This window comes from Micromonospora cathayae (assembly GCF_028993575.1).
In the GTDB taxonomy this organism is placed as follows: domain Bacteria; phylum Actinomycetota; class Actinomycetes; order Mycobacteriales; family Micromonosporaceae; genus Micromonospora; species Micromonospora cathayae.
This window is the reverse complement of sequence record NZ_CP118615.1, coordinates 4,225,496-4,250,924: the sequence shown is the minus strand read 5'-3', so window position 1 is coordinate 4,250,924 and position 25,429 is coordinate 4,225,496. Positions and strand designations below refer to the sequence as shown.

Below are 25,429 nucleotides of genomic sequence, written 5' to 3'. Positions count from 1 at the left end.
TTCGCTGTCGGACCGTTCTCACCCGGTGCAGAGACTATGTCCCGCGGGCGTCTTTCGGGCGCCGGTGACGTTGCCCGGGACGGGGTCGCGGTGCGCGCGCACCGCGACCCCGTCGGACGGGTCGGAACGGAACCGGTCAGGCTCGGCTCAGAGGAGCAGGTAACCCGTCAGGCCCTCGGCGATCTGGCCCTCACAGTTGGCGTCGTTCGAGTCGAAGTGGTCGGCGTTGCCCCGCACCAGGCAGCGGTAGAACGCCTGGTGCGGCTGGGCCGGCGGTGAGTCGTACACGTAGCCGATGAGGCCGGCGCGGCCCTGGCCCTCGCAGTTCGAGTCAAGGGAGGTCATGTAGTCCCAACCACCGACGATGCACTGGTAGATCGGCTTCGTGCCCGCGACGGCCTGGTTGTGCACCTTCCCGAGGGGACCCTCACGGGTGTAGCCGCCGATCGAGACGCTGGTGCTGCTGACGTGGTCGGGACCGTTCACGTGCCGGTAGAGGGTGGCCGTACCGGGCGTGACGGTGCCGGAGGGAACGTGCAGCAGCCGGTTCGGCGAGCCGGTACCCGGGCTGGTGATCTTGTTCGGGGTGGCGTTCGCGTAGAGGGTGCCGGCGACCTGGTCCGGGCTCAGCCCCGGGTTGGCACCGAGCACCAGGGCGGCGGCGCCGGCCACGTGCGGGCTGGCCATCGAGGTGCCGCTGATGGTGTTGGTCGCGGTGTCGCCGGTGTGCCAGGCCGAGGTGATGCCCTCGCCCGGGGCGAAGATGTCGGTGCAGGTGCCCCAGTTGGAGAACGACGCGCGCGCGTCGGTGCGGGTGCTGGCGTTGACCGTGATCGCCTCGGGCACCCGGGCCGGGGTGAAGTTGCAGGCGTCGCTGTTGTTGTTGCCCGAGGCGAGCGCGTAGACGACACCGTCGGCGATCGAGTTACGGACGGCGTTCTCCAGCGTGGTGTTGCTGCCGGTGCCGCCGAGACTCATGTTCGCCACCGCCGGCACCCCGGGGCCGTGGTGGGCGGTCACCCAGTCCACCCCGGCGGTCACCCCTGCCCAGCTGCCCGAACCCGCGCAGTTGAGCACCTTGACCGCGATCAGCGACACCTCCTTGGCCACCCCGTACGCCGCGCCGCCGATGGTGCCCGCCACGTGCGTGCCGTGGCCGTTGCAGTCGGAGTCGTTGCCGTCGCCGGTGGTGTTGGTACCCCAGGACGCCCGGCCGCCGAAGTCGGTGTGCGTGGTCCGGATGCCGGTGTCGATCACGTACGCCCGGACGTTGCCCGCCGTGTTCGGGTACGTGTAACTGCTGTTCAGCGGCAGGTCCGGCTGGTCGATCCGGTCGAGCCCCCAGGACGGCGGGTTCGGCTGGGTCGCGGTGGTCCGCACCTCGGCGTTCTGCTCGACGTACGCCACCTCGGGCTGGGCCGCGAGCCGGCGGGCGTCGGCCGGGCTCATCGTGCCGGCGAACCCGCGCACCGCGTGCGAGTAGGTGTGCTCCACCCGCACGTCGAACTTCGCCGCCAGCTGACGGGTCGCCGCCCGGGTGTCAGCCGCCCTGCTCTCCTTGAAGACCACGATGTAGCTGTTGGGGATGGCATCCGGGTTGCCGGCACCGAGGATCCGACCCTCCGCCGCGGCCACCGGGGACGCGGTCGCCGACAGGAACAGGGCGGCCATACCGGCTGTCGCGATCGCACCGACCAACCGCCGTCGCCGGGTTACGCCGACTCTCTTCATGGTGATCCCTTCCGTGCCGATGCTGGTGTGGGAAACCGTGGAGAACGTGAATCGCCGCGCCAGGATATCCGCGCCCCAATCGCCAGTCAATTGACGGACTTCACTGCGTAAGGGAACAATGACATCACCCGAAGTATGGCCCTACCTGCGGCCCGCCGGCTCTGGACGGTGTCCGCCACGCGGGGGCGGAGGAGACCGGTCAGAGCCACCGCGCGCAGCTACCCGGCATGGGCCCGAAGCGTTCGAGATCATCCGGCGCGCTCGACGCATGTCGATCCGGGTCGGTCGTCGGCCCGGTCGGAGCACTAGGGTCGGCTGCATGAAGCCGGCCCCCACCACCAGCGCCTTCGACTCGCTGCGCCGCGACGCCGTGCCCGACCAGGCGGCGCTGCGGCGGGTGTACGAACGTCCCAACGACGCGGCCGTACGGAAGCAGATGACCGAACTGACCGAGCAGACCCGACGGTTGATCGCCTGCTCGTCGCTGGTCTTCGTCGCCAGCGTGGACGCCGAGGGCAACTGCGACGTCTCCCCCCGCGGCGGCCCCGCCGGTTTCGTCGCCGTCCTGGACGCCCGCACGGTGGCGATCCCGGACGCCACCGGCAACAAGCGTCTGGACACCCTGCAGAACGTCATCGCCACCGGACGGGCCGGGCTGCTGTTCGTCATCCCGGGGCGCACCACCACGCTCAGAATGAACGGCCGGGCGTGCGTCTCCACCCGCCCCGAGCTGCTGTCGCAGCTGACCGCCGTGGGCAAGCCGCCGGTCAGTGCGCTGGTGCTGGGAATCGACGAGGTCTATCCGCACTGCCCCAAGTCGCTGCTGCGCGGCGGGGCCTGGAAGCCGGAGCAGTGGTTGCCGGCGGACGCCCAACCGACCTCGGCCGAGGTGACACTCGCCCAGCTGCGGACCCCAGGGCTGACCATCGCCGACATCGAGCGGACGGAGGCGGACGCGCTGAGGTACCGGTACGAGTAGTCGGGGTTCGCCGTCGCCTACCGGGCGTTGAGCCTCGCCGCGTGCCTGCTGGCAGCGGCCTCGACGGGCGTGTCGGTGTCGATCGGAGTACGCCCCACCGACGACGTCCCGTGGGGGCGGATCGGTCTGGTGGCGGGCGCGTTCGGGCTGACGTGTGTGCTCGCCGCGCTCCGCGACGCGCTCTGACGGTCGCCGTTCACGCTCGGACGGGTGGCCGCCCGCCGGGGCTGTCGTCCACCGCCGGCAGCCCGCCGGCCCGACGCACCACCCGTACACCGAGGGCCGCCGCGACCACGACGGAGACCGTGCCGGCCGTCCACAGTGGGTAGGCGACCGGGCGGGTGTCCAGCGCGGTGCCGTGGGCCGGGCCGCCCACGGCGATCAGCGCATCGTAGACCCGGACGAGCAGGTGGAGGCCGCCCGCGACGAGCAGGCTCACCAGCCACCGCCGGGCCGGAACGTCCGGCGCGGCGACGGCGGGCCGGGCCTGCCGCAGCCAGCCGAGGACGGCCACCGCCGTGCCGGCGGTGACGAGCAGCCACGCCCGGTCGGCCACCGTCGGCACCTCCAGGCCGATCGGCAGCAGGAAGTCGAACAGCTCGTACGCGAACACGGGCAGCCCCAGGTCTGGCGCGCCGTGGGTGACGACGAGGATGCGCGCTTCGTACCGCCCGACGGCGAGGACGGCGCGGAGCAGGTCGACGGTGGCCCAGACGGCCAGGGCGGCCACCGCCAGCCGGGCCGCCCACCGCCGGCCGGGCGGCTGGCGCACCGGGGCCGGATGGGGGCGGTCGCCGGAGGGCGGGTTGCCGGTCGTCGGGGTCATACGGCCCTTCCCTTCGCGGAGTCGCCGACGATCATGCCGGACGCGTCCGCCCTGAGGCAGACGGCCGACCTGACCGGGCAGACCCGGTTGTGCCGAACTGTAGCCAGACGCGGACCCGCTCGGTGACCCGGTCGCGCCCGCCGAGGGCGTCGCGGACCTCTTCGGTGAAGGTGGCCCGGTCCGGCGTGGAGGGCAGCCGGTCGGCCGACATGGCGGAGAAGACGCCGCCGACCATGTCGTCGATGGTGAGCGGAGCGTCGTACTCCACCAGCGACTCCGCGTACCGGTAGCCGGCGCGGACGAGGGCGTCCCGGTTGCGCAGGCGGCCGGCCCCGTCGGTCTGGCACGTCCCGGTGACCGGGTGCCCGATCAGCCGTTCCAGGCATTCGCGCAGTACCCGGGACCACTCGGCGTCCTGTAGCCACAGCGGTGCGCCGTTGGTGACCACGGCGATGCCGCCGCCTGGACGCAGCATCGGTCGGACGGCCCTGAACAGCGCGTCGCGGTCCATGAAGTGGATGGCGACGGCAACGGTCAGCGCGCCGATCATCCGGTCGCCGAGTAGCCGGCCCAATGCGGGCAGGTCGCTGTCATCACCGAGCAGCCACGTGGCGTCGGGTCTTGCAGCGTCGGGTCTTGCGGTGTTGTGGGCGGCCTGGCGGGCCAGGGCCAGCATGTCCGGCTCCGGGTCCACCCCGATGACGGCCCCCACCCGGGCGGCGAGCGGGAGGCTCAACTGACCGGTGCCGCAGCCGAGGTCGACCACCGTGTCTCCGGGGCCGAGGCCGAACGCTCCGACGAGGGCATCGAGCACCTCGGGCGGGTAACCGCGTCGGTGCCTCGCGTAGTACGTCGCCACCTCACCGCTGAAACCCGCGCCCATTGCGCCAGCCTGCCGGCAGCACAGACCGGGAAGCGAGCAATTCTGCTCAGGGCATCGTCAACATGATGCTGCTCGCGCACGCCAGGCTGAGGTGCCGGCCGGCGGGTCACCCCTTGTGATCCGACCGGTTCGGCGCAGCGCCTGGCCGCCCGCCAGGTCACCCCCGAGGTACGGGAGTCGGCGGACGCCCGGGGTGCCGAGCCGCTGGACCGCCCGGTCGAGGACGTCCGTACCGAGCTGGACCGGCACCCGACGGCCCGAGCCGCCCGCCACACCGAGCTTTTTGTACTAACCGCGCCGAGTCTTTGTAACACCTCATGGGAATTGCACGGAAATAGCGACTCCGAGCACTTTCCAGTAAGGTCCGAAGCAGCGACCGCGACGCCATGACTGCCCGTTCCTCCTCTCCTGTCCGGGCGACGATTCCACGTTCCACCAGTGGCGGCGCGATGTAACAAAATCGACACGAGAGGAACCCCATGGCCGAGGACCCCGGATCCACCGTCCCCCGACGACAACTCGGGCGCGCCCTCAAGGACCTGCGCATCGAAGCCCAGATCACCCTGGACGCCGCGGCCGAAGCCCTGCGGTGCAGCCGGCAGAAGATGTGGCGCATCGAGAGCGGCCTCGGTCCGGTCCGCCCGGTCGACGTCCGCTTCATCTGCGAGTTGTACGGGGCCACCCGCGAACTCTCCGACGCCCTGACCAACCTCGCCGCCCAGACCAAGGCCAGCGGCTGGTGGCACTCCTACCTCGCGCGCGTACGCCTTCGCGGTCTACCAGCACCGGCAGGAGGTGACGGAGGGAGAGCGGGAGCGGCTGGTCGAGGTGCGCCTGCAACGGCAGACCCTTCTCCGCCGCAGGCTGCCGCCGCCGCCCAAGCTCGAAGTGATCTTGGCCGAGGCAGCGTTGCTCCGCACGGTAGGCAGCGCGGCCATCATGGTTGATCAGCTTCGCCACCTGCTGGATGTCGGGGAGCTACCCAACGTTTCCGTGCGGGTGCTCCCGTTGCCAGCCGGCCTCCATCGGGGTGTGGAGGCGGGCACCTTCGTCATCCTCGACTTCCCTCTCGACAAGCGGACCACTCCGGAGCCATCGGTGGTCTACTGCGAGTCGTGGACGGGGGCCCTCTACCTGGACCGGCCGGAAGAGTACGCAGCCCATGAAAAGGCATGGACGAGCCTCGATGAGCTGGCACTCGATGAGACACAATCAAGGCACCTGATCAGCAAGATCCATGTGGAGGTCCACCGTGGTTGATCTCAGCGATGCCAAGTGGCGCAAGAGCACCCGCAGCGGCAGCAACGGGGGTGACTGCGTCGAGGTCGCGACCAACCTCCCTGACATCGTCGCCGTACGCGACAGCAAGGACCCGGCTGGTCCGGCCCTCACCTTCATCTCCGGAAGCTGGGCTTCCTTCACCCGGTCGATCCGCTCGTCGCACTGACCGGGTGAAGCCGGCGACGACCACCCGGGCCCAGGTCAGCGGACGACGCCGGCCACCTGCCGGATTCAGCGGGTCGTCGGTGACCCGCTGACGGCGCGGGCCGGGTCCCCCGGTCCGGCAGGGTCGGTGCGGCACCCGTCGAGGATCGCGTGCATCCCGGCGAGGGTGACCTCCCCGGTCGCCAGGGCGATGGCGACCCGCTCGAAGGCGAACAGCACCGCCCGGATGTCGTCGGGCGGCAGCAGCGCGGTGTCGGCCATCAGCGACAACTGGAGCCGTTCCGCCGTGCCCCGGACGTCCAGGAAGACCACCATCCCCTCGGCGTCGGCCGTCTGCGGCCAGCCGAACGTCGTCGCGGCGGCGAGCCGGTCCAGTTCCGCCGGGTCCGTGACCGGTCGGCCCGCCGGCCGGGGCAGCGTGGACCACATGTCGTTGAACTGGCAGCCCGGTTCGAAGTCGGTGCCCCTCGACCGGGCCGCCGTGGCGATCACCTGCTGGGCGGCCCGACCGTCGTACCGGGCGTACGCGCGGGCCTGCGCCATCACCCGCGCCGCCCGCTCCACCAGGTCGGCGAAGGTCACGGCGGGCAGGTCCACGGCGGTCCGGACGGCCTGGTTCAGGCTGGACACGGTGTGGAACAGCTCCGGCGTGGACCGGTTGCTCTGCATGATGTCCAGCGGCAGGACCGGCCCGGGGCAGAACCGGCCCAGCAGCGCCATACTGACCGCCAGCAGCAGGACCGACGTGGTGGTGCGGTGCCGGCGGGCCGCCGCCCGCAACGCCACCGGCATGGCGTCGGACTCCAGTTCGCCCCGGTGGAACCGGGGTGTCACCGGGGTGGCCCGCGCCGGCAGCAGGCCGGGGGTGATCCGGTCGAGGTGCTGCCGCAGGTGGCGCATCGCCTCCACGTTGAGCAGTTGGCCCTGCGGGGACCGTTCGAAGGTGGCCAGGTCCACCGGCTGCGCGGCGGGCCGGGCCGGCGGGGCGGGGACCCGGTCCACCCGGGCCCGCAGCAGGGCGTTGAGTTCCGCCGCGAGCAGGTCGGCGCTGAGGTAGTCCGCCGACAGGTGGGACACCGCGAACACCACCAGCACCGGGATGCCCTCGTGCAGCGCGACGGCGAACCGGATCGGCACCTCCCGCTCGTGGTCGAACCCGGTGGCGGTGCCCCGTTCGACGCAGGTGGTGACGATGTCGGTGAAGCTCACCGGGTCGTCGGCGGGGCGGTCGTACAGGTCCACGGTGACCACCCCGCCGGGCAGCACCTCCTGGGTGACCTCGCCGCGCTCGCTGGCGTGGTACAGGGTGCGCAGCGCCTCGTGCCGGCGCATCAGCTCGGCCAACTCCTCCAGCACGTCACCCAGTTCGAGCAGCAGCGGCACCGGCAGCCAGCGGGTGAGCACGAAGAACGGCTTGGTCTCCGGGTACCAGTGCCGGATGACGTCCCAGGTGCCCTGCTGTCCCCACGCGAGGGGGGCGCTGCGGGCCCGGCCACCGTGGAACTCGAACTCGGCACTGCTCTCGGTGATCATGCGTGGTCGCCTCTCGGGAGCACGGTCAGCGCGCCGGGGCGAGTGCCGGCGCGGGGCGGGAGAACAACACGTCCCGCAGACAGAACAGGGAGTACGCCAGTCCGGCCGACCAGCCGGCCACCTGGGCCCACATCACGGCGTCGATGCCGAACGGGCCGTGGAACAGGTAGGCGACCGGGATCTGCACCAGCACGAACGCGATGACCGTGCAGATCAGCGGGGCGGTGGTCCGGCGCGCGCCGTTGAGGTAGCCGTGCACCACCACCATCACCGTGTACAGCGCCAGGAACGGGTAGATGATCAGGATGTACCGCTCGGTGAGCGCGCGGGCGGCCGGGTCCTCGGTGAACAGCGCGGCGATCGGTGACCGGGCCAGCATCACCGCCGCCCCGACCAGGACGGACAACCCGACGGTCAGGCCGAGGGTGCGGACCAGCCCGTACCGGGCCCGCGACCGGTCGCCGTGGCCGAGGTTCTGCGCCACGAACGCGGTCACCGCGCCGGAGAGGTCCAGGAACAGCATGCCGGTGAACAGTTCGATCCGGGACACCACCGTGAACGCCGCCATCACCGTCTCGCCGTAGCGCTGGATCACCCAGACCAGCGCCATGATGCCCACCGCGAGGATGATGTGCTGGCTGGCCAGCGGCAGTCCGAGGCGTACCGCGTCGGTCAGTTCCCGGCGGACGGCCGGGGTGGACCGGCCGCCGGTGACCGGGTGGACGCGGGCCGCGTGGGCGAGCCCGACGACCAGCGCCAGGGTGCTCGCCGCCGCGGTGGCCAGCGCCGCCCCGGAAACCCCGGCGTCGAGCACCGCCACCAGGATCCAGACCAGCACCACGTTGACCACGCTGCCGAAGCCCTGCACCCACATGGCCGCCCGGGAGTCGCCGAGGCCCCGGAAGTAGGCGCTGACCGCCGCGGAGCCGAAGATGCCCGGGAAGCCGAGGGAGAGCATCGCGAAGAACCGTTGCGCGTCGGCCGCCAGGTCGCCGTGGATGCCCATCAGCGCCAGGGCCGGGCCGGCCAGCACGGTCGCCAGGGCGACACAGCCGACCGACCAGACCACCGTGGTGAGGGCCAGCGCGCGGACGACGGCCCGCCGGTCCTCATGCTGTCCGGCGCCGCGCAGGTGCGCCAGCCGGATGGTGAACGCGGTGCCCAGCCCGATGAACATCGCGTTCAGCAGGTAGAACAGCGGGCCGGTGGCACCCACCACGGCCAGCCCCTCCACCCCGACGTACCGGCCGACGACGATGCTGTCGACCAGCAGGTAGCCCTGCTGGAGCAGGTTGGCCGCGGTGAGCGGCAGCGCGAAGCCGACGATGCGCCGTACCGCCGGCCCGCTGGTCATGTCCGTCATCGGGGGCTCACGACTCGCGGTCGGCGAACTCGACGAGGTCCTCGATGTGGTACGCGATCTCGGCGATGGTCCGGTCGGCGAGCAGGTCCGCGACGTCGTACTGCACGTCGTGGCAGACCGCGATGGTGCTGGCCACCGAGGCGGCCATGATGGAGTCGCCGCCGAGGTCGAAGAAGTCGGCCTCGACGTCGAGTTCGGGGAAACCGAAGGCGAGCGCCAGGCACCGGCCCACCGACTGTTCGACCTCGGTGTACCCGCCGTCGGCCCGGCCGACCAGCTCCACGTCGACGGCCGCCACGTTGGCCCGGATCTTCTCCGACGCCCTGCGCAGCCGCTCGTCCAGCGCCCGCATCTCCCGTTCCACCTTGGTCTCGATGTCGGCCGACAGCGGCACGTCGTACGAGCGCAGCAGGTGGATCAGCTCACCCCGGTAGTGCAGTTCACCGCCGAACAGCCGGGACCGCCGCGACCGCAGCGCCGCGTCCATCACCTCCAGACCGGTACGGGTCGGCAGCGCCTTGAACATGGTGTCGCCGGCGGTGCCGTGGTCGACGGCCATGCCGATCTCCTTCCAGGCCACCCAGTCCAGGGCGACCACGTGGGTGTCCCGACCGGCCTGGGCGCGGGCGACCGCGTCCAGGTAGTAGTTGCCGGCCGCGTAGTCGGCCTGGCCGGGGGCCGGGAAGACCGACGCCACCGAGGAGAAGTGCACGACGAAGTCGGGCCGGTCGGCCCGGGTGAGCTGGTCGAGCAGGAACGCCGCGTGCAGCTTCACCCGTACCACCGCGTCGAAGTCGTCGAGCTGCCGGAACATCAGGGTGCTGCCACCGGGGAGGCCGGCGGCGTGCACGATGCCGTCGATCCGGCCGTGGTCGCGTTGGATCGCGGTCACCGCGGCGGTCAGCGCCGCCGGGTCACCGGCGTCGGCCGGGGTGACCTGCACCGTCGCGCCCAGCTCCTCGATCTCGCGGACCGCCCGCACCCGACCGGCCACCGCGCTGTCGGCGGAGGTGGCGAGCAGGTCGTCCCACTCGTCCCGGGCCGGCAGACCGGAACGGCTCAGCAGCACCAGGTTGATCTTCGGTTCGCGTTCGGCGAAGAACCGGGCCACCGCCAGGCCGAGCGCGCCGGTACCACCGGTGACCAGGTAGGTGCCGCCGGGCTTCAGGTAGGTCTGCGGCCCGTCGGCGGCGACCTCCGGGACCTCCACGAACACCTCCCGCAGCCGCTGCCCACCGCGCAGCAGGAACAGGCCGTACTCGCCGGAGAGCAGTTCCGCGCGGACCGCCGCCGGTGGCACCGTCGGGTCCACGTCCAGGTGCCGGACCCGGATGTACGGGTACTCCCGGCCGATCACCTTGCCGAAGCCGACCAGGGCGGCGTTCTCGGTGACCGCCGGGTGGTCGCCCTCGGCGGCGGGGACCGCGGTGCGGGTCAGCACGGTCAGGTCGACCTTGACGCCGGCCGCCATCAGCGCCTGGGAGAGCCGGAACAGGCTGTGCAGGTTCTTGTCGACGCGGCGGTCGATCTCGTGGATGTCGGTGGCCGGTTCCGCCTCGAAGGCCAGCGCGTGCACCAGGTGGGTGACGCCGCCGTCGGCGACCAGCCGGGCGATCCGCTCGTACCCGGCCGGGTCACCGGCGGTGAACACCGGACCGTCCGGTTCGACCGGCGCGCCCAGCCGCAGCACCCGTAGGTCACCCGGGCCGGCGGCGGTGAGCAGGGCCTCCGCGTCGGTGTCCGGGTCGACCAGGGCCAGCACGGTCGCGGTGGCGGCCAGCTCGGCGGGGGCCGGGGCGGGCTGGAACTCCACGTCGTGGGTCACCGGGTGGCGCTCCTCGGCGGCACCGAGGGAGAGCTGGTCCCGCCAGGTGTCGGGGAACTCCACCCAGGCCAGGCTCTCGTCGAAGACGTACCCGGGCAGCCGGACCACCCGGGGCGGGACCGGGCCGGCCAACGCCCGCCAGTCGACGGGGGCACCGCGCAGGTACTCCCGGGCGTGGTCGGCGAGCGGGGTGTCCGGCAGCGCCGGCAGCCGGTCGGCCAGCGCGTCGACGAGCTGGTGCCGCAGGTCGTCGTGGTCGGTGACGACCAGGGCGAGCCGGTGCCGGTGCGAGCTGCGGGAGATCCGGCTGGTGTGGCAGATGTCGGCGATGGGCAGGTCCCGGCCGGCGGGTTCGTCGAGGAACCGCACGTACCGGTCGGCCAGCGCGGTCAGCGACCGGATGGTGGCGGCGCTGAGCGTGAACAGGTGCGGGCCACCGTCGTCGGCGGGCCGGTCGGCCGCCGGCTCGACGTACTCCTGGAGCACCACGTGGGCGTTGGTGCCGCCCAGGCCGAACGCGCTCACCCCGGCCCGGCGCGGGCCGTCCGGCGACTCCCAGGGCCGCAGGCTGGTCGACACGTACAGCGGACCGGAGGCGAAGTCGAGGCTGGGGTTGGGGGTGTGGAAGTTGGCCTGCGGCGGGATGGCCCGCTGCCGCAGCACGGCGATCGCCTTGATCAGCCCGATCACCCCGGAGCCCTCGAAGAGGTGCCCGACGTTGGCCTTGACCGTGCCGACCGCGCAGAACCCCCGGTCGGCGGTGTACGTGGCGAAGGCCCGCTTCATGCCCTCGTGCTCGATCGGGTCGCCGACCCGGGTGGCGGTGCCGTGCGCCTCCAGGTAGCCGATGCTGCGCGGGTCCACCCCGGCGTTGCGCCAGGCGGTACGGAGCAGTTCGGCCTGCGAGTCGGAGTCCGGGTTGGTGATGCCCTCGGTGTTGCCGTCGTGGTTGACCGCGCTGCCCTTGATGACGGCGTAGATCTGGTCGCCGTCGGCCTGCGCCCGGTCCAGCCGCTTGAGCACGACCGCGCCGGAGCCCTCGCCGAAGCCGGTGCCGTCGGCGGCCTCGTCGAAGGTGCGGGTGACCCCGTCGGACGACTCGATGCCGATGTTGCTGTGCGGGTGCTTCACCGGCGCGAACACGATCCGGGCCCCGCCGACCACCGCCATCTCGCAGTCCCCGGCCAGCAGCGCGTTCTTGGCCTGGTGCACCGCGACCAGGGTCGCCGAGCAGGCGGTGTCGACGACCAGGCTCGGCCCGCGCAGGTCCAGGAAGTGCGACAGCCGGTTCGCCAGCATGGTCGGGATGTTGCCGGTGAGGGCCTGCTGGCCGACGCTCGGATCGATTCGGGAGATGTAGTCCAGGTACGTGGAGCCGGGGTTGACCGCGAACCCGACGAACACCCCGGTACGGCTCCCCCGCAGCCGGTCCCGGGAGTAGCCGGCGTCCTCGAAGGCCAGGAACATCGCCCGCAGCACCATCCGGTGGTGCGGGTCGGTCAGGGTGGCCTGGCGCGGGTTCATCCCGAAGGCGGCGTAGTCAAAGGTGTCCACGGTGTCCAGGAAGGACCCGTTGTGGTACTCCAGGTCGGTGTCCTCCACCGGGTCGACGCTGACCGCGCGCAGGTAGCGGATGTACTCGGCGAGCTTGCTGCGGCGGTCGGTCGGGAAGGGCCGGGTCAGGCTGGTGCCGGAGGCGACGATCTGCCAGAAGGCGTCCAGGTCCCGGGCGCCGGGAACCTCCACCGAGAGACCGACGACGGCGATGTCCGTGTTCATGGGGTTCCTCACCTCTGTGCGATGCGGTTCACGAGGGCGCTCAGGGTCTGCCCGTTGACCTCGTCGAAGCCGGTGACGCCGGCGGCCCGCAGGGTGCCGACGGCGCGGACCCACTCGACGGGCGCGGACAGTTGCCGGGCCAGCAGGTCCGCCGCCCGGTCGACGTCGAACAGCTCCCCGGTGACGCTGGAGACCACCGGCGTGCCGGCCGGGGCGAACGTCTGGTCGGCGAGCACGGCGCGGAACTCCCGCTCGGCGGGGGCCATCAGCGGGGTGTGGAACGGGCCGCTGACGTTGATCGGCACCACCCGGGCCCCGGGCAGGACGGCGATGGCCTTGCCGGCGACGGCGACCTCGGTACGGTCACCGGCGATGGTGGTCTGGGTGTCGGCGTTGAGGTTGGCGACGTACACCCGGCCCAGGCCGGTCTCGGTGATCGCCCGCCGGACGAACGCCTCCGGCACCCCCTGCACCGCGGACATGCCGCCGCCGGTCACCTCGGCCATCAGTTCGGCCCGGCGGCGCACCAGTCGCAGCGCGTCGGCCAGGTCCAGCACCCCGGCGGCGTGCAGGGCGTTGTACTCGCCCAGGCTGTGCCCGGCCAGGTACCGGTAGCGGTCCGGGAACTCGGCCAGCCGGTCCGCCCCGAGCAGCGCGTTGACGAAGAAGACCGCCGGTTGGGCGTACCGGGTGTCGCGCAGGCGGCGGTGCGGGTCGCGGACGCACAGTTCCTCGATCGAGTAGCCGAGGACCGCGTCGGCGAGGGCGGTCTGCTCCGGGTACCGGGCGAACAGCTCCGCGCCCATGCCGCGGCGCTGCACACCCTGGCCGGGGAAGAGTAGGCAGTGCATCAGGTGTTCTCCTCTCGACGTCGCGCCGACCGGTGGACCGGTTCGAAGCGCAGGTTGCGCGCGCCGGTGGTCAGGCACTCGCGGACGTACCGGCGGGCGCCCGGTCCCGGTCCGCAGTCCACGACCCGCTGCACCCGGGCGTCCCGGATCGCGTACGCGGTGGCGCGTTCCCACTCGACCGGCCGGACGAGTACCTGGTGCAGGTACTCGTCGGTCAGGTCGGTGGCGTGTTGCAGGTTGCGGGGGGTGTCGGTGGCGTACACCGGCAGGACGAGCTGCTCCGGTCCGGGCAGCGGACCGACGAACCCGAGGTCCTGCCGTACCCGCCGGACGGCCGGGAGCAGGTGGTCGCTGTGGAAGGGGATGGTGTTCGGCAGGAACGCCCAGTCCACCCCGGACCGGGCGAAGTGGTCCTGGTGGGCGAAGTAGAAGTCGAGCAGTTCGGCGGGGGTGCCGCTGAGCACCTGGGCGGTGGGCGCGTTGACCAGCGACAGTGACAGCGACCGGCCGCCGGTGTCCTGGTGGCGGCGCAGCAGGGCGGTCAGGTCGTCCCGGTGCAGGCCGGTCACGGTGGCCATCGGCCCGGGTGGCGCGCCCCGGCGGTCCCGCGCCAGGTACCGGCCGGCCTGCTCGGGCCCGACGGTGGTGCCGTCGGTCGCCTGGTGGCCCCGGACGAGGCTGAGCGCGACCAGCCGCAGGGCAGCCGCCGCCACCTCGAGGAACCGGTCCATCCGGCGCAGCCGTAGGCCGGCGACGAGTGCCGCCTGCAGGCCGATGCTGTGGCCCAGCGCCGCGACCACCTGGTCACCCACCAGGTCGCGGGTGGGTTGCAGGTGACAGACCTGGAGCACGTGTACGCAGACACCGGCGACGACGGAGTTGGTCAGGGTCTCCGGTGCCAGCGGAGATTCCAGCCAGGTCCGCAACGCGAGCCCACCGGGTGGCAGTACGGTGCGGGCCTCGTCGCCGACGTACGCCGTCACGGCGTCCAGAACGGTGCAGACCTGGTGGAAGTAGAGGTGATTGTCGGGCCTGCGGTACAGCTCGCCGAGCATGGGCAGCAGGGTGTCGACCCGCCCACCGAGACCGTCGAACAGTAACAGGGTACGCGTCATGAAACTGCCTGTTCATAGGTCCTGGAAACAGTTCAGACAATTGATGTCGACAGCAGCCCAAGGCACGCTGCCGCATCGTCGGCCACATCTGCGGGAAACGCGCAGGAAACATCCATCGTTCGCCCAGGGGAAAGCGCCGACGTCGATGTCGACGTGGCGGCCGGTGCCGAGCCGCCCCTGACGGATGGTGACAACGCGCGGTGACCCGGTCGACGGATGCGGGGAATGCGCCGACCGGCGGGGTAGCTCAGCTACCAGGAAGGACTGGAAACCCTTTTCCTACGGCTCTCAGCACCGGATCCGGTTGCGAACGGACCTGCGGACGCCGACGGAACCGCCAGGGCTTAGATTACTGTACGTGAATGTGGTTGCGGACACGCCACTGACCGTACACCGATCATGACTTCGATGGGAATAGCTGAACGGATGAATCCCAGATCTTCGGGCACGGCCACCCCTATTGCACTTCTACCAGGCATTTCAAGAGACTGAGCCGTCGCCCGTAACATCACCAAGCTATTGACGGACAACAAAGCTGTAGCCGATTACCGGCTTCTGTCCCTTTCGGAGCGAATGCCACGTCACGCCCAGTCGACGCGCAGCGGCTGCCCGACGAACGCCCCGTACGGTCCGAACGCCTGCTCGGTCCGCGACCGCTCGGCGGCCCCGAGAGCCACCAGCGGGGTGACCCGGACCGTGGTCTGCTTCCGTCCGACGGTGCGCTTCCAGGTGCCGACCACCCGCCCGCCCCGCACCACCGTCGCCTGGAACACCCCGTTCCCGCCGGGGATGATCGCCGACAGGTGCGCCGGGTCGACCATCAGCGCACGGTCCTTGAAGCCGAGCAGGTACTCGTCGAAGCCGGGCAGGGTCCACCAGTCGTCGACCGGCGGCAGCGGCCCGGCCTCCCGACGAGCCGTCGACACGATCATGTCCACCCCGTCGACGCGTACCGTGCCGAGCGCGTCGCCGGCCACCGCGATGCCCCGGCGGGCGTCGGCGGCGGTCAGCCCGGTCCAACCGGCGAAGTCCTGCCGGGTGGTGGGGCCGTGGCTACGGAAGTACCGCAGCGCGATGATGCCCAGGGCCTCCTCCCGGTCGGGCCGGTGCGGGTCGGGCACCCACTCGTCCAGCAGCACGAACGTCTGCTCGGTGCCGACGTGCGGGGCGATGCACAGCACGCCGCGCTGGCTGGCGTACCAGAGCAGGTGGTACAGGCGCTGGCCGGTGCAGTCGACGCCGGCCGCGGTGAGCGCCTGCCGGCACTGGTCCCGGGTGAACCGGCCGCCCCCGGCCAGCGCCGCGCCGAGCACGTCCACCGCCCGGTCGGCGGTCGCCTCCTCCAGACCGAGCACCGCCCGGCGGCGGGCCGCCCCGGCCAGCGCCCGCTCCCCCAGCGTCGCCAGCATCCAGTGCGCGTCCCGCGACGGCACCAGGTGCACCGTGCCGCGCATCGGCCAGGTCCGCAGCGCCTCGCGCCGCTCCAGCGCCTCCCGCACGTCGTCGGCCGTCGCGCCGGGCAGCCGTACACCCAGCGACCAGAGGCCGCTGGCGACGTCCTGGGCCTGCATCGCGCCGAACCACTCGACCACCCCGGCGACGTCACCGGGGCGGGGGCCGTCCCCGGGGCGGAGCAGCAGGCCCGCCATCCGCCAGGCGAGCGCCTCCCGCGCGGTGATCTCCACCGGTGCCTCCTCCGCCGACGCCGGGGTGTCACCCCGCCTCTCGCCCCTTTCTAGCGGAGGGCGCCCGGCCTCACCCGCGCGGGGTGGTTTCGGCGGCCAGGCAGGTCAGCGCCTGCGTCCGGTGGTCGAAGACCAGGAAGACCGAGTCCAGGCGCATCGTGTGGAGCACGGTGAGCACGAACCGGGACGGTGCCACCAGGCAGAACGTACGGTTCCGCTGCCGGGCGTCGCGGTGGGCGCGGACCAGCAGACCCAGCCCGGTGGAGTCGATCATCCCGACCCGGGACAGGTCCAGCACCACGTCCCGGTCGGCGGTGACCGCCGTGGTCAACGCCTCCCGCAGCACGTCGGCGACCAGCACGTCGATGTCGCCGGCGGGGGTGAGCACGCGTACCCCCGCGATCTCCTCGACGTCCACCCGCCAGCCGTCCGGGTCGGGACGCGGGGGCGAACCCGGGTCGACGTCCGGGGCGGGCGGCGTGACCAGGGTGGCCACGATGCAGCCGGGACAGCGGTGCGGTCCGACCGCGAAGGGCGAGCCGTCCCAGCCGTGCTCGCCGATCACGGTCCACACCACGTCGGGCTCGGGCAGGACGGCCGGGATCCCCTCCACGGCGTCCCCGCAGTGGTCGCAGATCAGGTTGACCGTGTCGGCGCGCAGTCCGGGTACCACGGTCATGCCGGACCCGCCGGTTGGGGGGTCGGGCCGCGGTGCCGGCGGCCCGACGTCGTGGGCGGCCTCACCGCGCGTGGACGGGGACGACGACCCGGGCCCGGCCCCGTGCGGCCCGGGTCGCCGCCACCGCGCGCGGAACGTCGCCGGCCCGGCCGCCGGACCCGCCGAGCGCCGGACCACCGGAACCAGCGAGCGCCGGGCCGGCGGGAGGGCCGGCGGTCACCGGGGCGGCGGGCGCGGGGCCGGCGGACGCCGGGCCGGGCGGCGCGGTCGGCGGGGCCGCGGGGCCGGACGATACGGGGTCGGCGGGCGCGGGGGACGACGGCGCGTCGAGCACGTGGAAGACCTGGTCGACCCGGGCGACCTGGAGCAGCCGCCGGATCCGGGGGGTCGGGTTCCGCAGCGCGAGCCGACCACCGATCCGCCACATCCGCCGATGGGTGTCGAGCAGCAGCCCGATGCCCGCCGCGTCGACGTGCGGACACGCCGAGACGTCGATCACCAGCCGGGCCGGGCCCAGCGCCAGGATGCTGTCGATGACCGTGCCCAGTTCCCGTACCCCGGTCAGGTCGAGGGGTTCGGTGACGACGATCTCGGCCAACTCCGTCACCGGCTCACCGCCGTCGCCACGTCCACTCCCGTCCATCGCCGCACCTCCCGATCGTCGTCGCGGGTCAGCCGGCGTCCAGCCTTCCGCAGGGGTGTGGCGGGTTCTCCCCGAACATGTGACGGATCAGTGACAAAGCCAGCGCGCCGCCGGGGCGGCCGGTGGGCGGTTGCGGCCGAACGGGTCCGGCGCGCAATGATGGCGGGATGACGGGAGTGCTGGTGATCGAGGACGACGACCGGATCCGGCTGTCCCTGGTGCTCGCGCTGGAGGACGAGGGGTACGCGGCCCGGGGCGCCGCCACCGCCGAGGAGGGGCTGCGCACCCAGCGCGACGACCCGGCCGACACCGTGCTGGTGGACCTGATGCTGCCCGGTGTCGACGGCTTCGAGTGCATCCGGGAGATCCGCCGCAGCGACGACGTCCCCATCGTCGTGGTCAGCGCCCGGGACGACACGCACGACATCGTCGCCGCGTTGGAGGCCGGCGCCGACGACTACCTGGTCAAACCGGTCGCCATCAAGGAGCTGACCGCCCGGCTGCGCGCCCTCAAGCGCCGCGCCCGCGCCGCCAGCACCGACCCGGCGACGGTGACGACGCTGGTCTTCGGGGACCTGGAGATCCGGCCCGACGGGGGTGAGGTGCGGCTCGGGGGTACGCCGGTCGCGGTGACCCGTACCGAGTTCCGGCTGCTCTGCGAGCTGGCCCAACATCCGGGGCGGGTGCTGTCCCGGCAGCAGCTGCTGGAACGGGTCTGGGGCTACACGGTGGGTGACGAGCGGCTGGTCGACGTGCACGTGGGCCGGCTGCGGCAGAAGATCGAGCCGGACACCGCCGCGCCCCGGCACCTGGTCACCGTGCGCGGGCTCGGCTACAAGATGCAGCGTTGACGATGCGACGGGCCGGTCTGCGTACCCGGGTCAGCGCCGGCTTCGCCGCCGGCGCGTTGGCGCTGTCCACCTCGATCGCGCTCGCGTCGTACCAGTTGACCCGCAGTTCGCTGCTGGCCGAACGGGAACGCACCGCGGTCCGGGCGGCCTACTTCGACGCCGCCATCGTGCAGTCCGGGCTGACCGGTGACCGGCCCGACGTCATCGAGGTGCTGCGGTCCCTGGACACCGGCGGCAACCGCCGGGCGGTGCTGCGCCGCGACGGCATCTGGTACGCCCGCAACGTGGACGCCGGTGTCACCACCGGCATTCCCGCCCGTTTGCAGGACCTGGTGGCCGACGGCACCCCGGCGGTGCAGCGGATCCGGGTCGACGGGCAACCGGCCGTGGTGGTCGGGGTGCCGCTCTCGGCCACCACCGCGTTCTACGAGGTGGACTACCTCCAGGAACTGGAGGACACGCTGCGGACGGTGGCCCTGGTGCTCACCGCCGTCGCGGTCACCACCGCCGCGGCCGGCGCGGCGATCGGCTGGCACGTCACCCGGTACGTGCTGCGACCGCTGCGGTCGGTCAGCGACGCCGCCGAGGAGATCACCGCCGGTGACCTGACCGCCCGGTTGGACCCGGCCACCGAGCCGGACCTGGCCCGGCTGACCACCTCGTTCAACAGCATGGTCGACCAGTTGTCCCGGCGGTTGGAGCGGGACCGCCGGTTCGCCGCCGACGTCAGCCACGAGCTGCGGTCGCCGTTGCAGACCCTGGCCGCCGCGGCGAGTGTGCTGGACCGGCGGCGGGAGCACCTCGACGACCGGACCCGTACCGCGACGGACCTGATCACCGACGAGATCGCCCGGTTCCAGGCGCTCGTCAACGACCTGCTCGAACTGGCCCGCAGCGACCAGCCGGCCGAGCGGACCCCGGTGGCCGTCGCCGACCTGGCCCGGCAGGTGTGCCGGGGGCGGGGCCTACCGGAGAACCTGGTCACCGCCACCGGCCCCGGCACCTGGCTGGTCGACCGGCGGCGGGTCGAGCAGCTCCTGGGCAACCTGCTGGACAACGCGGTCCGCTACGGCGGCGGCCCCTGCGCGGTACGGCTCAGCGCCGGCGACGGCACGTACCGGGTGGAGGTGGACGACGACGGGCCGGGCGTCGACCCGCAGGACCGGACCGTGATCTTCGACCGGTTCGTCCGGGGCCGGGGGGCCAACGCCCGGGGCGGCAGCGACGGCACCGGACTCGGGTTGGCGCTGGTGGCGCAGCACGCCGCCGCCCACGGCGGGCGGGCGCTGGTGGACGACCGGCCCGGCGGTGGCGCCCGGTTCCGGGTCGAGCTGCGGGAGCCCCGGTGCTGACCGGCCCTCCGGCCCGGCGGCGGACGGCGGCCGGCATGGCTGGCGGCAGGGCAGTCGGCACGGCGGCCGGGCTGCTCGTGCTGGTCGGGCTGCTGGCGCTGGCCGGGTGCGGGGTCACCGGGGAACGCGAACCCCGGACGGTTACCCCGCCCCAGGGTCCGTTTCCGGCGCTCAGCTCCCCCGCCCCGGCGGTGACCGAGACCGGCGCGCTGGTCGAGCAGTTGTGCTACGTCCGCGACGACAGGCTGGTCCTGGTGGACCGGCGGGTCCGCATCCCGCAGACGCCGCGCGAGCAGATCCGGCTGCTGTTGGACGGCCCGGTCGGCGCGGAACGCGGCGCGGGACTGACCAGCACCCTGACCGGGGTGAACGTGGTCACCGGCGTCCGGGTGGCGGGTGGGGAGGCCACCGTGGAGGTGGGCGAGCGGTTGGCCGGCACCGGGCGCAACGACGAGGTGCTCGCCTTCGGGCAGATCGTCTGCACGCTGACCAGCCGACCCGACGTGGACCGGGTCATCTTCGTGCAGGCCGGGGAACGGCTCGGGGTGCCCCGGGCCGACGGTTCCCTGTCCACCGGCCCGCTGACCGTCGCCGACTACTCCGCCATGATCACGCCCCGCTGACCTGGCGGGTCCGGGTGGGACCGGGGCGGTCCCACCCGGACGGGCCGGTCAGAGCGCCCGGGCGAGCCGGTCGGCGAGGATCCGGGTGAACCGGGCCGGGTCGGCCAGTTCCCCGCCCTCGGCGAGCAGCGCCATGCCGTGCAGCAGCTCGGCGGTCTCGGTCAGCGCCTCGGTGTCGGTGCCCTGCTCGTGGGCCTTGCGCAGGCCGGTGACCAGCGGGTGCGTCGGGTTCAGTTCGAGGATCCGCTTGACCGGCGGGAGATCCTGCCCCATCGCCCGGTACATCTTCTCCAGGGTGGGGGTCAGGTCGTGCGCGTCACCCACGATGCAGGCCGGCGAGGTGGTCAACCGGCTGGACAGCCGCACCTCCCGCACCTCGTCCGTCAACTGCTCACCGAGCCAGGTCAGCAGCGGGGCGAAGTCCTTGCGCTGCTGCTCCCGCTCCGGTTCGGCGCTCTTGCGTTCCTCCTCGGTGTCCAGGTCGACCTGGCCCTTGGCGATCGAGCGCAGCGGCCGGCCGTCGAACTCGCCGACGCGTTCCACCCACACCTCGTCCACCGGGTCGGTGAGGATCAGCACCTCGTACCCCTTGGCGCGGAACGCCTCCATGTGCGGCGAGTTCTCGATCATCGCCCGGGACTCGCCGGTCAGGTAGTAGATGTCGGACTGGCCGTCCTTCATCCGCTCGACGTACCCGGCGAGGGTGGTCAGCTCGGTCTCGTGGTGGGTCGAGGCGAGCGAGGTGATCTCGAGCAGGGTGTCCCGGTTCTCGGTGTCGTCGATGAGTCCTTCCTTGACGGCCCGGCCGAACTCGGTCCAGAACGTGCGGTACCGCTCGGGCTGCTCGGTCTGCATGGTCCGGACGGTGGCGAGCACCTTCTTGACCAGGCGGCGGCGCACCACCCGGATCTGCCGGTCCTGCTGGAGGATCTCCCGGGAGATGTTCAGCGACAGGTCGTGCGCGTCCACCACACCCTTGACGAAGCGCAGGTAGTCCGGCATGAGCGCCTCGCAGTCGTCCATGATGAAGACGCGCTTGACGTACAGCTGGACCCCGCGCTTGCCCTCCCGCATGAACAGGTCGTACGGGGCGTGGCTGGGCACGAACAGCAGGGCCTCGTACTCGAAGGTGCCCTCGCCCCGCATGTGGATGATCTCCAGCGGGTCCACCCAGTCGTGGCTGAGGTGCTTGTAGAACTCCTTGTACTCGGCCTCGTCGACCTCGTTGCGGGGGCGGGCCCAGAGGGCCTTCATCGAGTTGAGGGTCTGCACCTCGGTGGTGGTCGTGCCCTCCTCCTCGCCGGGCCGCTGCACCGTCATCCGGATCGGCCAGGCGATGAAGTCCGAGTACCGCTTGACGATCTCCCGGATCTTCCACTCGGCGGTGTAGTCGAAGAGGTTGTCCTCGCTGTCCTCCGGCTTGAGGTGCACGGTGACCGAGGTGCCCTGCGGGGCGTCGTCGACCGCCTCGACGGTGTACGTGCCCTCGCCGGTGGACTCCCACCGGGTGCCGCCGGTCTGCCCGGCCCGCCGGGTCAGCAGCTCCACCCGGTCGGCGACCATGAACGTGGCGTAGAACCCGACGCCGAACTGGCCGATGAGTTCCTGGGAGGCGTTGGCGTCCTGGGACTCCTTCAGCTTGCGCAGCAGCTCGGCGGTACCGGACTTGGCGATCGTGCCGATCAGGGCGACCACGTCGTCGCGGGACATGCCGATGCCGTTGTCCCGGACGGTGAGGGTGCGGTTCTCCCGGTCGACCTCGATCTCGACGTGCAGGTCGGAGGTGTCGACGTCGAGATCCTTGTCGACCATCGACTCCAGCCGGAGCTTATCCAGCGCGTCGGACGCGTTCGAGACGAGTTCCCGCAGGAAGACGTCCTTGTTGGAATAGATCGAGTGGACCATCAGCTGGAGCAGCTGACGTGCCTCGGCCTGGAACTCGCGCGTCTCGGCCCCGTTGCTCACGCCGACTCCTTTCCGTGCGGGTGGTGTCGACGGAAAGGATACGAGCCGTCGGGGCGGACGTCCGGCAGGGTCACCCGTCCGCCCCGCTACCGGCGGTCGGTCACCGGCCGCGCGTCCGCCCCGCTATCGGCGGGTCGGTCACACCCCCAGACGTTCGGCGGCCAGCGCGGTGCCCTCGACGCGGGCCCGCACCTTGGCCCAGGCGGTCTCCCGGGAGGTGGACAGGTCGTCACCGAACGGCGCGAAACCGCAGTCGTCGCAGGTGCCGAGCCGTTCCGGCGGGAGGTGTTCGGCGGCCCGCAGCACCCGGTCGCGGACCTGTTCCGGGGTCTCCACCACCGGGTCGATCGGGTCGGTCACGCCGACGAAGATCCGCTGCTCGGGGCGGGCGTGCGCGGCGACCGTGCGCAGCACCCGGTCCGGGTCGGGCTCGCTGGCGAGTTGCAGGTAGAACACTCCGGCGTGCAGCGCGAACAGGCTGGGCAGCAGCTCGGCGTAGTCGACGTCGGCGCTGTGCGTGGAGTCCTGGTCGCCGCCGGGGCAGGTGTGCACGCCGATCCGGGCCCGCTCGGCCGGGTCGAACCGGTCCAGGACCCGGTTGTTGAGCGCCACGAACGACTCCAGCAGCCCCTTGGACGGGTCGAGTTTCACCGCCAGGCGGCCCTCGGTGAAGTCGAGCTGCACCACGTGCGCGCCGGCGTCGAGGGCGGCCCGGATGTCCGCCTCGGCCTCGTCGACCAGGTCGTCGAGGAAGGCGTCCCGGTCGTAGCCGGGGATGCCGTCGGCGGGGTAGAGCAGGCTCAGCGCGGACGGCGCGATCACCGCCTGCTTGACCGGTACGGTGGCGTGCCGCTGCGCCGCCCGGAGATGGTCCGCGGCACGCTGGGCGTACCGGAACGGTCCGCCGGTCAGCCGGGGCAGCTGCCGGGTGTGCCCGTCGGCGAACGGGATGACCGCGCCGTCCGGCGCGAGCTGGTCGAGGCCGTCGAGCGGGTACGTGGCGAAGCTGGCTTTGCGCTGCTCGCCGTCGGTGACCACGGGCGAGCCGAGGGCTTCCAGCCGGGCGATGGTGTCCCGGACGGCCTGGTCCTGGAGGGCGTCGAGGCCGGCCCGGTCCAGCCGTCCGGCGGCGTGGTCGGCGAGGCCGGCGAGGAGTTCGGGGGTACGGGGCAGGCTGCCGATCGGTTCGGTGGGGAGGGCCATACCGGAGAAGGTATCGACGTCGGCCGCACTTATCAATATCGGCCACGACGGCGGGGCGATCAGCCCCCCAAGACCCACAAGTGATCGATTGTCGACGACAGACCGCGACCTTTCAAGCATTGCTTTACGTCTATGTAGTACCTAGCGTCGCAGCTGCGCTCGCGCACCGTTCCCGCTCGGCGACGCGCAAGGCGCACCGTCCCCCGGCCCGCCCGGCCACCCCGGCGGCCGGCACCCGCCCCCACGAGGGAGAACTCCGATGCGCAAGGCTCGTCCACGCCCGGGCCGCTGGCTCGCGGCGGTCGCCGCCGTAGCGACGGCGACGCTGGCCGTGACCGCCACCGTCGTCACCCCGGCGTACGCCGAAGGGGAGATCCGCAACGCCCACCATCCCGACGCCATCCCCGGCAGCTACCTGGTCGTCTACGCCGACACCGAGGTCACCGCCGACGACGCGCAGACCCGGACCAGGAACCTGGCCGCCCGGTACCGGGCGAAGGTCGAACACACCTACCGGCACGCCCTGCGCGGCTTCGCCGCCCGGCTCAGCGAGCAGGCCGCCCGCCGGCTCGCCGCCGAGCCGGGAGTGGCGTACGTGGCGCAGAACGCCACCGTCCGGGCCACCGGCACCCAACCCAGCCCGCCGTCCTGGGGTCTGAACCGGATCGACCAGCGCAACCTGCCGCTGGACAGCAGCTACACCTACCCCAGTACCGCGCCCTCAGTGACCGCGTACATCATCGACACCGGCATCCGCACCACGCACAGCGACTTCGGCGGCCGGGCGGTGTGGGGCACCAACACCGTGGACGGCAACAACACCGACTGCAACGGGCACGGCACGCACGTGGCCGGCACCGTCGGCGGCGCGTCCTACGGGGTCGCCAAGGGCGTCCGCCTGGTCGCGGTGAAGGTGCTCGACTGCGCCGGCTCCGGGTCCTTCGCCGCGGTCGCCGCCGGCGTCGACTGGGTCACCGGCCACCACGTCTCCGGACCGGCCGTGGCGAACATGAGCCTCGGCGGGTCGGGCAGCGACGCCACCGTCGAGAACGCGGTCCGCCGGTCCATCGCCGACGGCGTGGTGTACGCCATCGCCTCCGGCAACAGCAGCTCCGACGCCTGCAACTTCACCCCCGCCCGGGTCGCCGAGGCGATCACGGTCAACGCCTCGGACAGCGCCGACAACCGCGCCTCGTTCTCCAACTACGGCACCTGCACCGACATCTTCGCCCCCGGCGTGGGCATCACGTCCGCGTGGAGCAGCGGCGACACCGCCGCCAACACGATCAGCGGAACGTCCATGGCGGCCCCGCACGTGGCCGGTGCCGCAGCCCTGATCCTCAACGACAACCCGGGGCTGACCCCCGCCCAGGTGGCCAGCACCATGTACACCAACGCCACCCCTAACAAGATCACGAACCCGGGGAGCGGCTCCCCCAACCGGCTGCTGTTCGTCAACGGCGGCACGCCGGACACCGTGCAGGTGAACAACCCCGGGAACCAGACCTCACGGCGGAACGTGGCGACCAGCCTCCAGATGTCGGCGTCCGGCGGCACCGCCCCGTACACCTGGTCGGCGGCCGGGCTGCCCGCCGGGCTGTCCATCAACTCCTCGACCGGTCTGATCTCCGGCACCCCGACCACGGCCAGCACCTACACCGTGACGGTCACCGCCCGGGACGCCGCCAGCCGGACCGGCAGCACCTCGTTCTCCTGGGCCGTGACCGAGAACCTGGACAACACCTGGGCCTGCTCGGTACCGGCGGGCTACACGTACGACCGGGTGACCAACGACCTGAACCGGTGCAACCCCGGCGGCTGGGCGTACACGTACCGGCTGCGGGCCCCGGCGGACAGCATCACCGTCTGCTCGGTGCCGGCCGGCTTCACCTACGACCGGGTGACCAACGACCTCAACGTCTGCAACCCCAGCTCCTTCGCGTACTCCTACCGGATCCGGGTACCGGTCGTCGGGCTGTGGGCCTGCTCGGTGCCGGCCGGGTTCAGCTACAGCCAGTCCAGCAACAACCTCAACGTCTGCCACCCCAGCGGTTTCGCGTACAGCTACCTGCTGAGCCGCTGACGTGACCGCGAGGC

21 protein-coding genes and 1 pseudogene are annotated in these 25,429 nt (G+C 72.2%); 9 read left to right on the top strand and 13 right to left on the bottom strand.

Translation table 11 applies throughout. The annotated features are described in order from the left end of the window. Window positions 1-147: 147 nt before the first annotated feature. Window positions 148-1,731 carry a S8 family peptidase gene (locus tag PVK37_RS19430; protein ID WP_275028919.1) on the bottom strand — a complete coding sequence of 528 codons (1,584 nt, stop codon included), beginning with the start codon at window positions 1,729-1,731 and terminating at the stop codon, window positions 148-150. Between the two features lie 319 nt (window positions 1,732-2,050). Here PVK37_RS19430 and PVK37_RS19425 point away from each other — a divergent pair, with 319 nt between their 5' ends. Together PVK37_RS19425 and PVK37_RS19420 are read left to right on the top strand one after the other, a co-directional pair. After that, the gene (locus tag PVK37_RS19425) at window positions 2,051-2,710 is read left to right on the top strand and encodes an MSMEG_1061 family FMN-dependent PPOX-type flavoprotein (RefSeq protein WP_275028916.1); all 660 of its coding nucleotides are present in this window, start codon (window positions 2,051-2,053) and stop codon (window positions 2,708-2,710) included. Window positions 2,711-2,737: 27 nt separating this feature from the next. Beyond that, window positions 2,738-2,896, top strand: coding sequence for a hypothetical protein (locus PVK37_RS19420; protein ID WP_275028915.1), 159 nt, complete (start codon window positions 2,738-2,740; stop codon window positions 2,894-2,896). Window positions 2,897-2,906: 10 nt separating this feature from the next. Here PVK37_RS19420 and PVK37_RS19415 read toward each other — a convergent pair whose 3' ends face one another. Together PVK37_RS19415 and PVK37_RS19410 are read right to left on the bottom strand one after the other, a co-directional pair. Then, complete coding sequence (locus tag PVK37_RS19415; RefSeq protein ID WP_275028914.1) at window positions 2,907-3,536, bottom strand: hypothetical protein; 630 nt, start codon at window positions 3,534-3,536, stop codon at window positions 2,907-2,909. A 31-nt stretch (window positions 3,537-3,567) separates the two neighbouring features. Beyond that, entirely contained in the window at window positions 3,568-4,419 is an 852-nt protein-coding gene (locus PVK37_RS19410) for a class I SAM-dependent methyltransferase (RefSeq protein WP_275028913.1), read from the bottom strand. 479 nt (window positions 4,420-4,898) lie between these two features. Between PVK37_RS19410 and PVK37_RS19405 the strand changes: the two are divergent. The 3 genes and pseudogenes from PVK37_RS19405 to PVK37_RS19395 all read left to right on the top strand — a co-directional run. Continuing rightward, window positions 4,899-5,063 (top strand): annotated as a pseudogene (locus tag PVK37_RS19405) (helix-turn-helix domain-containing protein); the annotation flags it as partial. A gap of 151 nt (window positions 5,064-5,214) precedes the next feature. Then, complete coding sequence (locus PVK37_RS19400) at window positions 5,215-5,679, top strand: DUF5753 domain-containing protein (RefSeq protein WP_275028912.1); 465 nt, start codon at window positions 5,215-5,217, stop codon at window positions 5,677-5,679. Then, a complete protein-coding gene (locus tag PVK37_RS19395) occupies window positions 5,672-5,866 on the top strand; it encodes a DUF397 domain-containing protein (RefSeq protein WP_275028910.1) in 195 nt (64 codons plus the stop codon). Before PVK37_RS19400 ends, PVK37_RS19395 begins: the two co-directional genes overlap by 8 nt. Before the next feature lie 65 nt (window positions 5,867-5,931). Here PVK37_RS19395 and PVK37_RS19390 read toward each other — a convergent pair whose 3' ends face one another. The 8 genes from PVK37_RS19390 to PVK37_RS19355 form a co-directional block, all read right to left on the bottom strand. Beyond that, window positions 5,932-7,398, bottom strand: a complete 1,467-nt coding sequence (locus tag PVK37_RS19390) for a condensation domain-containing protein (protein ID WP_275028908.1) — start codon at window positions 7,396-7,398, stop codon at window positions 5,932-5,934. Window positions 7,399-7,423: 25 nt separating this feature from the next. Further along, a complete protein-coding gene (locus tag PVK37_RS19385; protein ID WP_275028906.1) occupies window positions 7,424-8,752 on the bottom strand; it encodes an MATE family efflux transporter in 1,329 nt (442 codons plus the stop codon). Window positions 8,753-8,768: 16 nt separating this feature from the next. Further along, window positions 8,769-12,365, bottom strand: a complete 3,597-nt coding sequence (locus PVK37_RS19380; RefSeq protein WP_275028904.1) for a type I polyketide synthase — start codon at window positions 12,363-12,365, stop codon at window positions 8,769-8,771. Window positions 12,366-12,373: 8 nt separating this feature from the next. Then, window positions 12,374-13,216, bottom strand: a complete 843-nt coding sequence (locus tag PVK37_RS19375; protein ID WP_275028903.1) for an ACP S-malonyltransferase — start codon at window positions 13,214-13,216, stop codon at window positions 12,374-12,376. Then, complete coding sequence (locus PVK37_RS19370; protein ID WP_275028902.1) at window positions 13,216-14,331, bottom strand: hypothetical protein; 1,116 nt, start codon at window positions 14,329-14,331, stop codon at window positions 13,216-13,218. Before PVK37_RS19370 ends, PVK37_RS19375 begins: the two co-directional genes overlap by 1 nt. Window positions 14,332-14,912: 581 nt before the next feature. Beyond that, window positions 14,913-16,010, bottom strand: a complete 1,098-nt coding sequence (locus PVK37_RS19365; protein WP_423791091.1) for a winged helix DNA-binding domain-containing protein — start codon at window positions 16,008-16,010, stop codon at window positions 14,913-14,915. Between the two features lie 76 nt (window positions 16,011-16,086). After that, on the bottom strand, window positions 16,087-16,695 hold the full coding sequence (locus PVK37_RS19360) for an STAS domain-containing protein (RefSeq protein WP_275028901.1): 609 nt from the start codon (window positions 16,693-16,695) through the stop codon (window positions 16,087-16,089). A gap of 61 nt (window positions 16,696-16,756) precedes the next feature. Beyond that, on the bottom strand, window positions 16,757-17,338 hold the full coding sequence (locus tag PVK37_RS19355) for an STAS domain-containing protein (RefSeq protein ID WP_275028900.1): 582 nt from the start codon (window positions 17,336-17,338) through the stop codon (window positions 16,757-16,759). Window positions 17,339-17,505: 167 nt separating this feature from the next. On the opposite strand from PVK37_RS19355, the gene PVK37_RS19350 reads away from it, so the two are divergent. Genes PVK37_RS19350 through PVK37_RS19340 form a run of 3 tightly spaced genes read left to right on the top strand, consistent with a single transcriptional unit; the run spans window position 17,506 to window position 20,164 of the window. Next, on the top strand, window positions 17,506-18,189 hold the full coding sequence (locus PVK37_RS19350) for a response regulator transcription factor (protein ID WP_275028899.1): 684 nt from the start codon (window positions 17,506-17,508) through the stop codon (window positions 18,187-18,189). Window positions 18,190-18,191: 2 nt separating this feature from the next. After that, complete coding sequence (locus PVK37_RS19345) at window positions 18,192-19,541, top strand: sensor histidine kinase (RefSeq protein ID WP_275035178.1); 1,350 nt, start codon at window positions 18,192-18,194, stop codon at window positions 19,539-19,541. A gap of 35 nt (window positions 19,542-19,576) precedes the next feature. Then, complete coding sequence (locus PVK37_RS19340) at window positions 19,577-20,164, top strand: GerMN domain-containing protein (RefSeq protein WP_275028898.1); 588 nt, start codon at window positions 19,577-19,579, stop codon at window positions 20,162-20,164. A 48-nt stretch (window positions 20,165-20,212) separates the two neighbouring features. On the opposite strand, the gene htpG is transcribed toward PVK37_RS19340, so the two are convergent. Continuing rightward, window positions 20,213-22,129: a molecular chaperone HtpG gene (gene htpG / locus PVK37_RS19335; RefSeq protein WP_275028897.1), complete on the bottom strand. Its 1,917-nt coding sequence runs from the start codon at window positions 22,127-22,129 to the stop codon at window positions 20,213-20,215. 138 nt (window positions 22,130-22,267) lie between these two features. Continuing rightward, the gene (locus PVK37_RS19330; protein WP_275028896.1) at window positions 22,268-23,332 is read right to left on the bottom strand and encodes a cobalamin-independent methionine synthase II family protein; all 1,065 of its coding nucleotides are present in this window, start codon (window positions 23,330-23,332) and stop codon (window positions 22,268-22,270) included. Window positions 23,333-23,591: 259 nt separating this feature from the next. On the opposite strand from PVK37_RS19330, the gene PVK37_RS19325 reads away from it, so the two are divergent. Then, the gene (locus PVK37_RS19325) at window positions 23,592-25,415 is read left to right on the top strand and encodes a S8 family peptidase (RefSeq protein WP_275028895.1); all 1,824 of its coding nucleotides are present in this window, start codon (window positions 23,592-23,594) and stop codon (window positions 25,413-25,415) included. Window positions 25,416-25,429 lie beyond the last annotated feature (14 nt).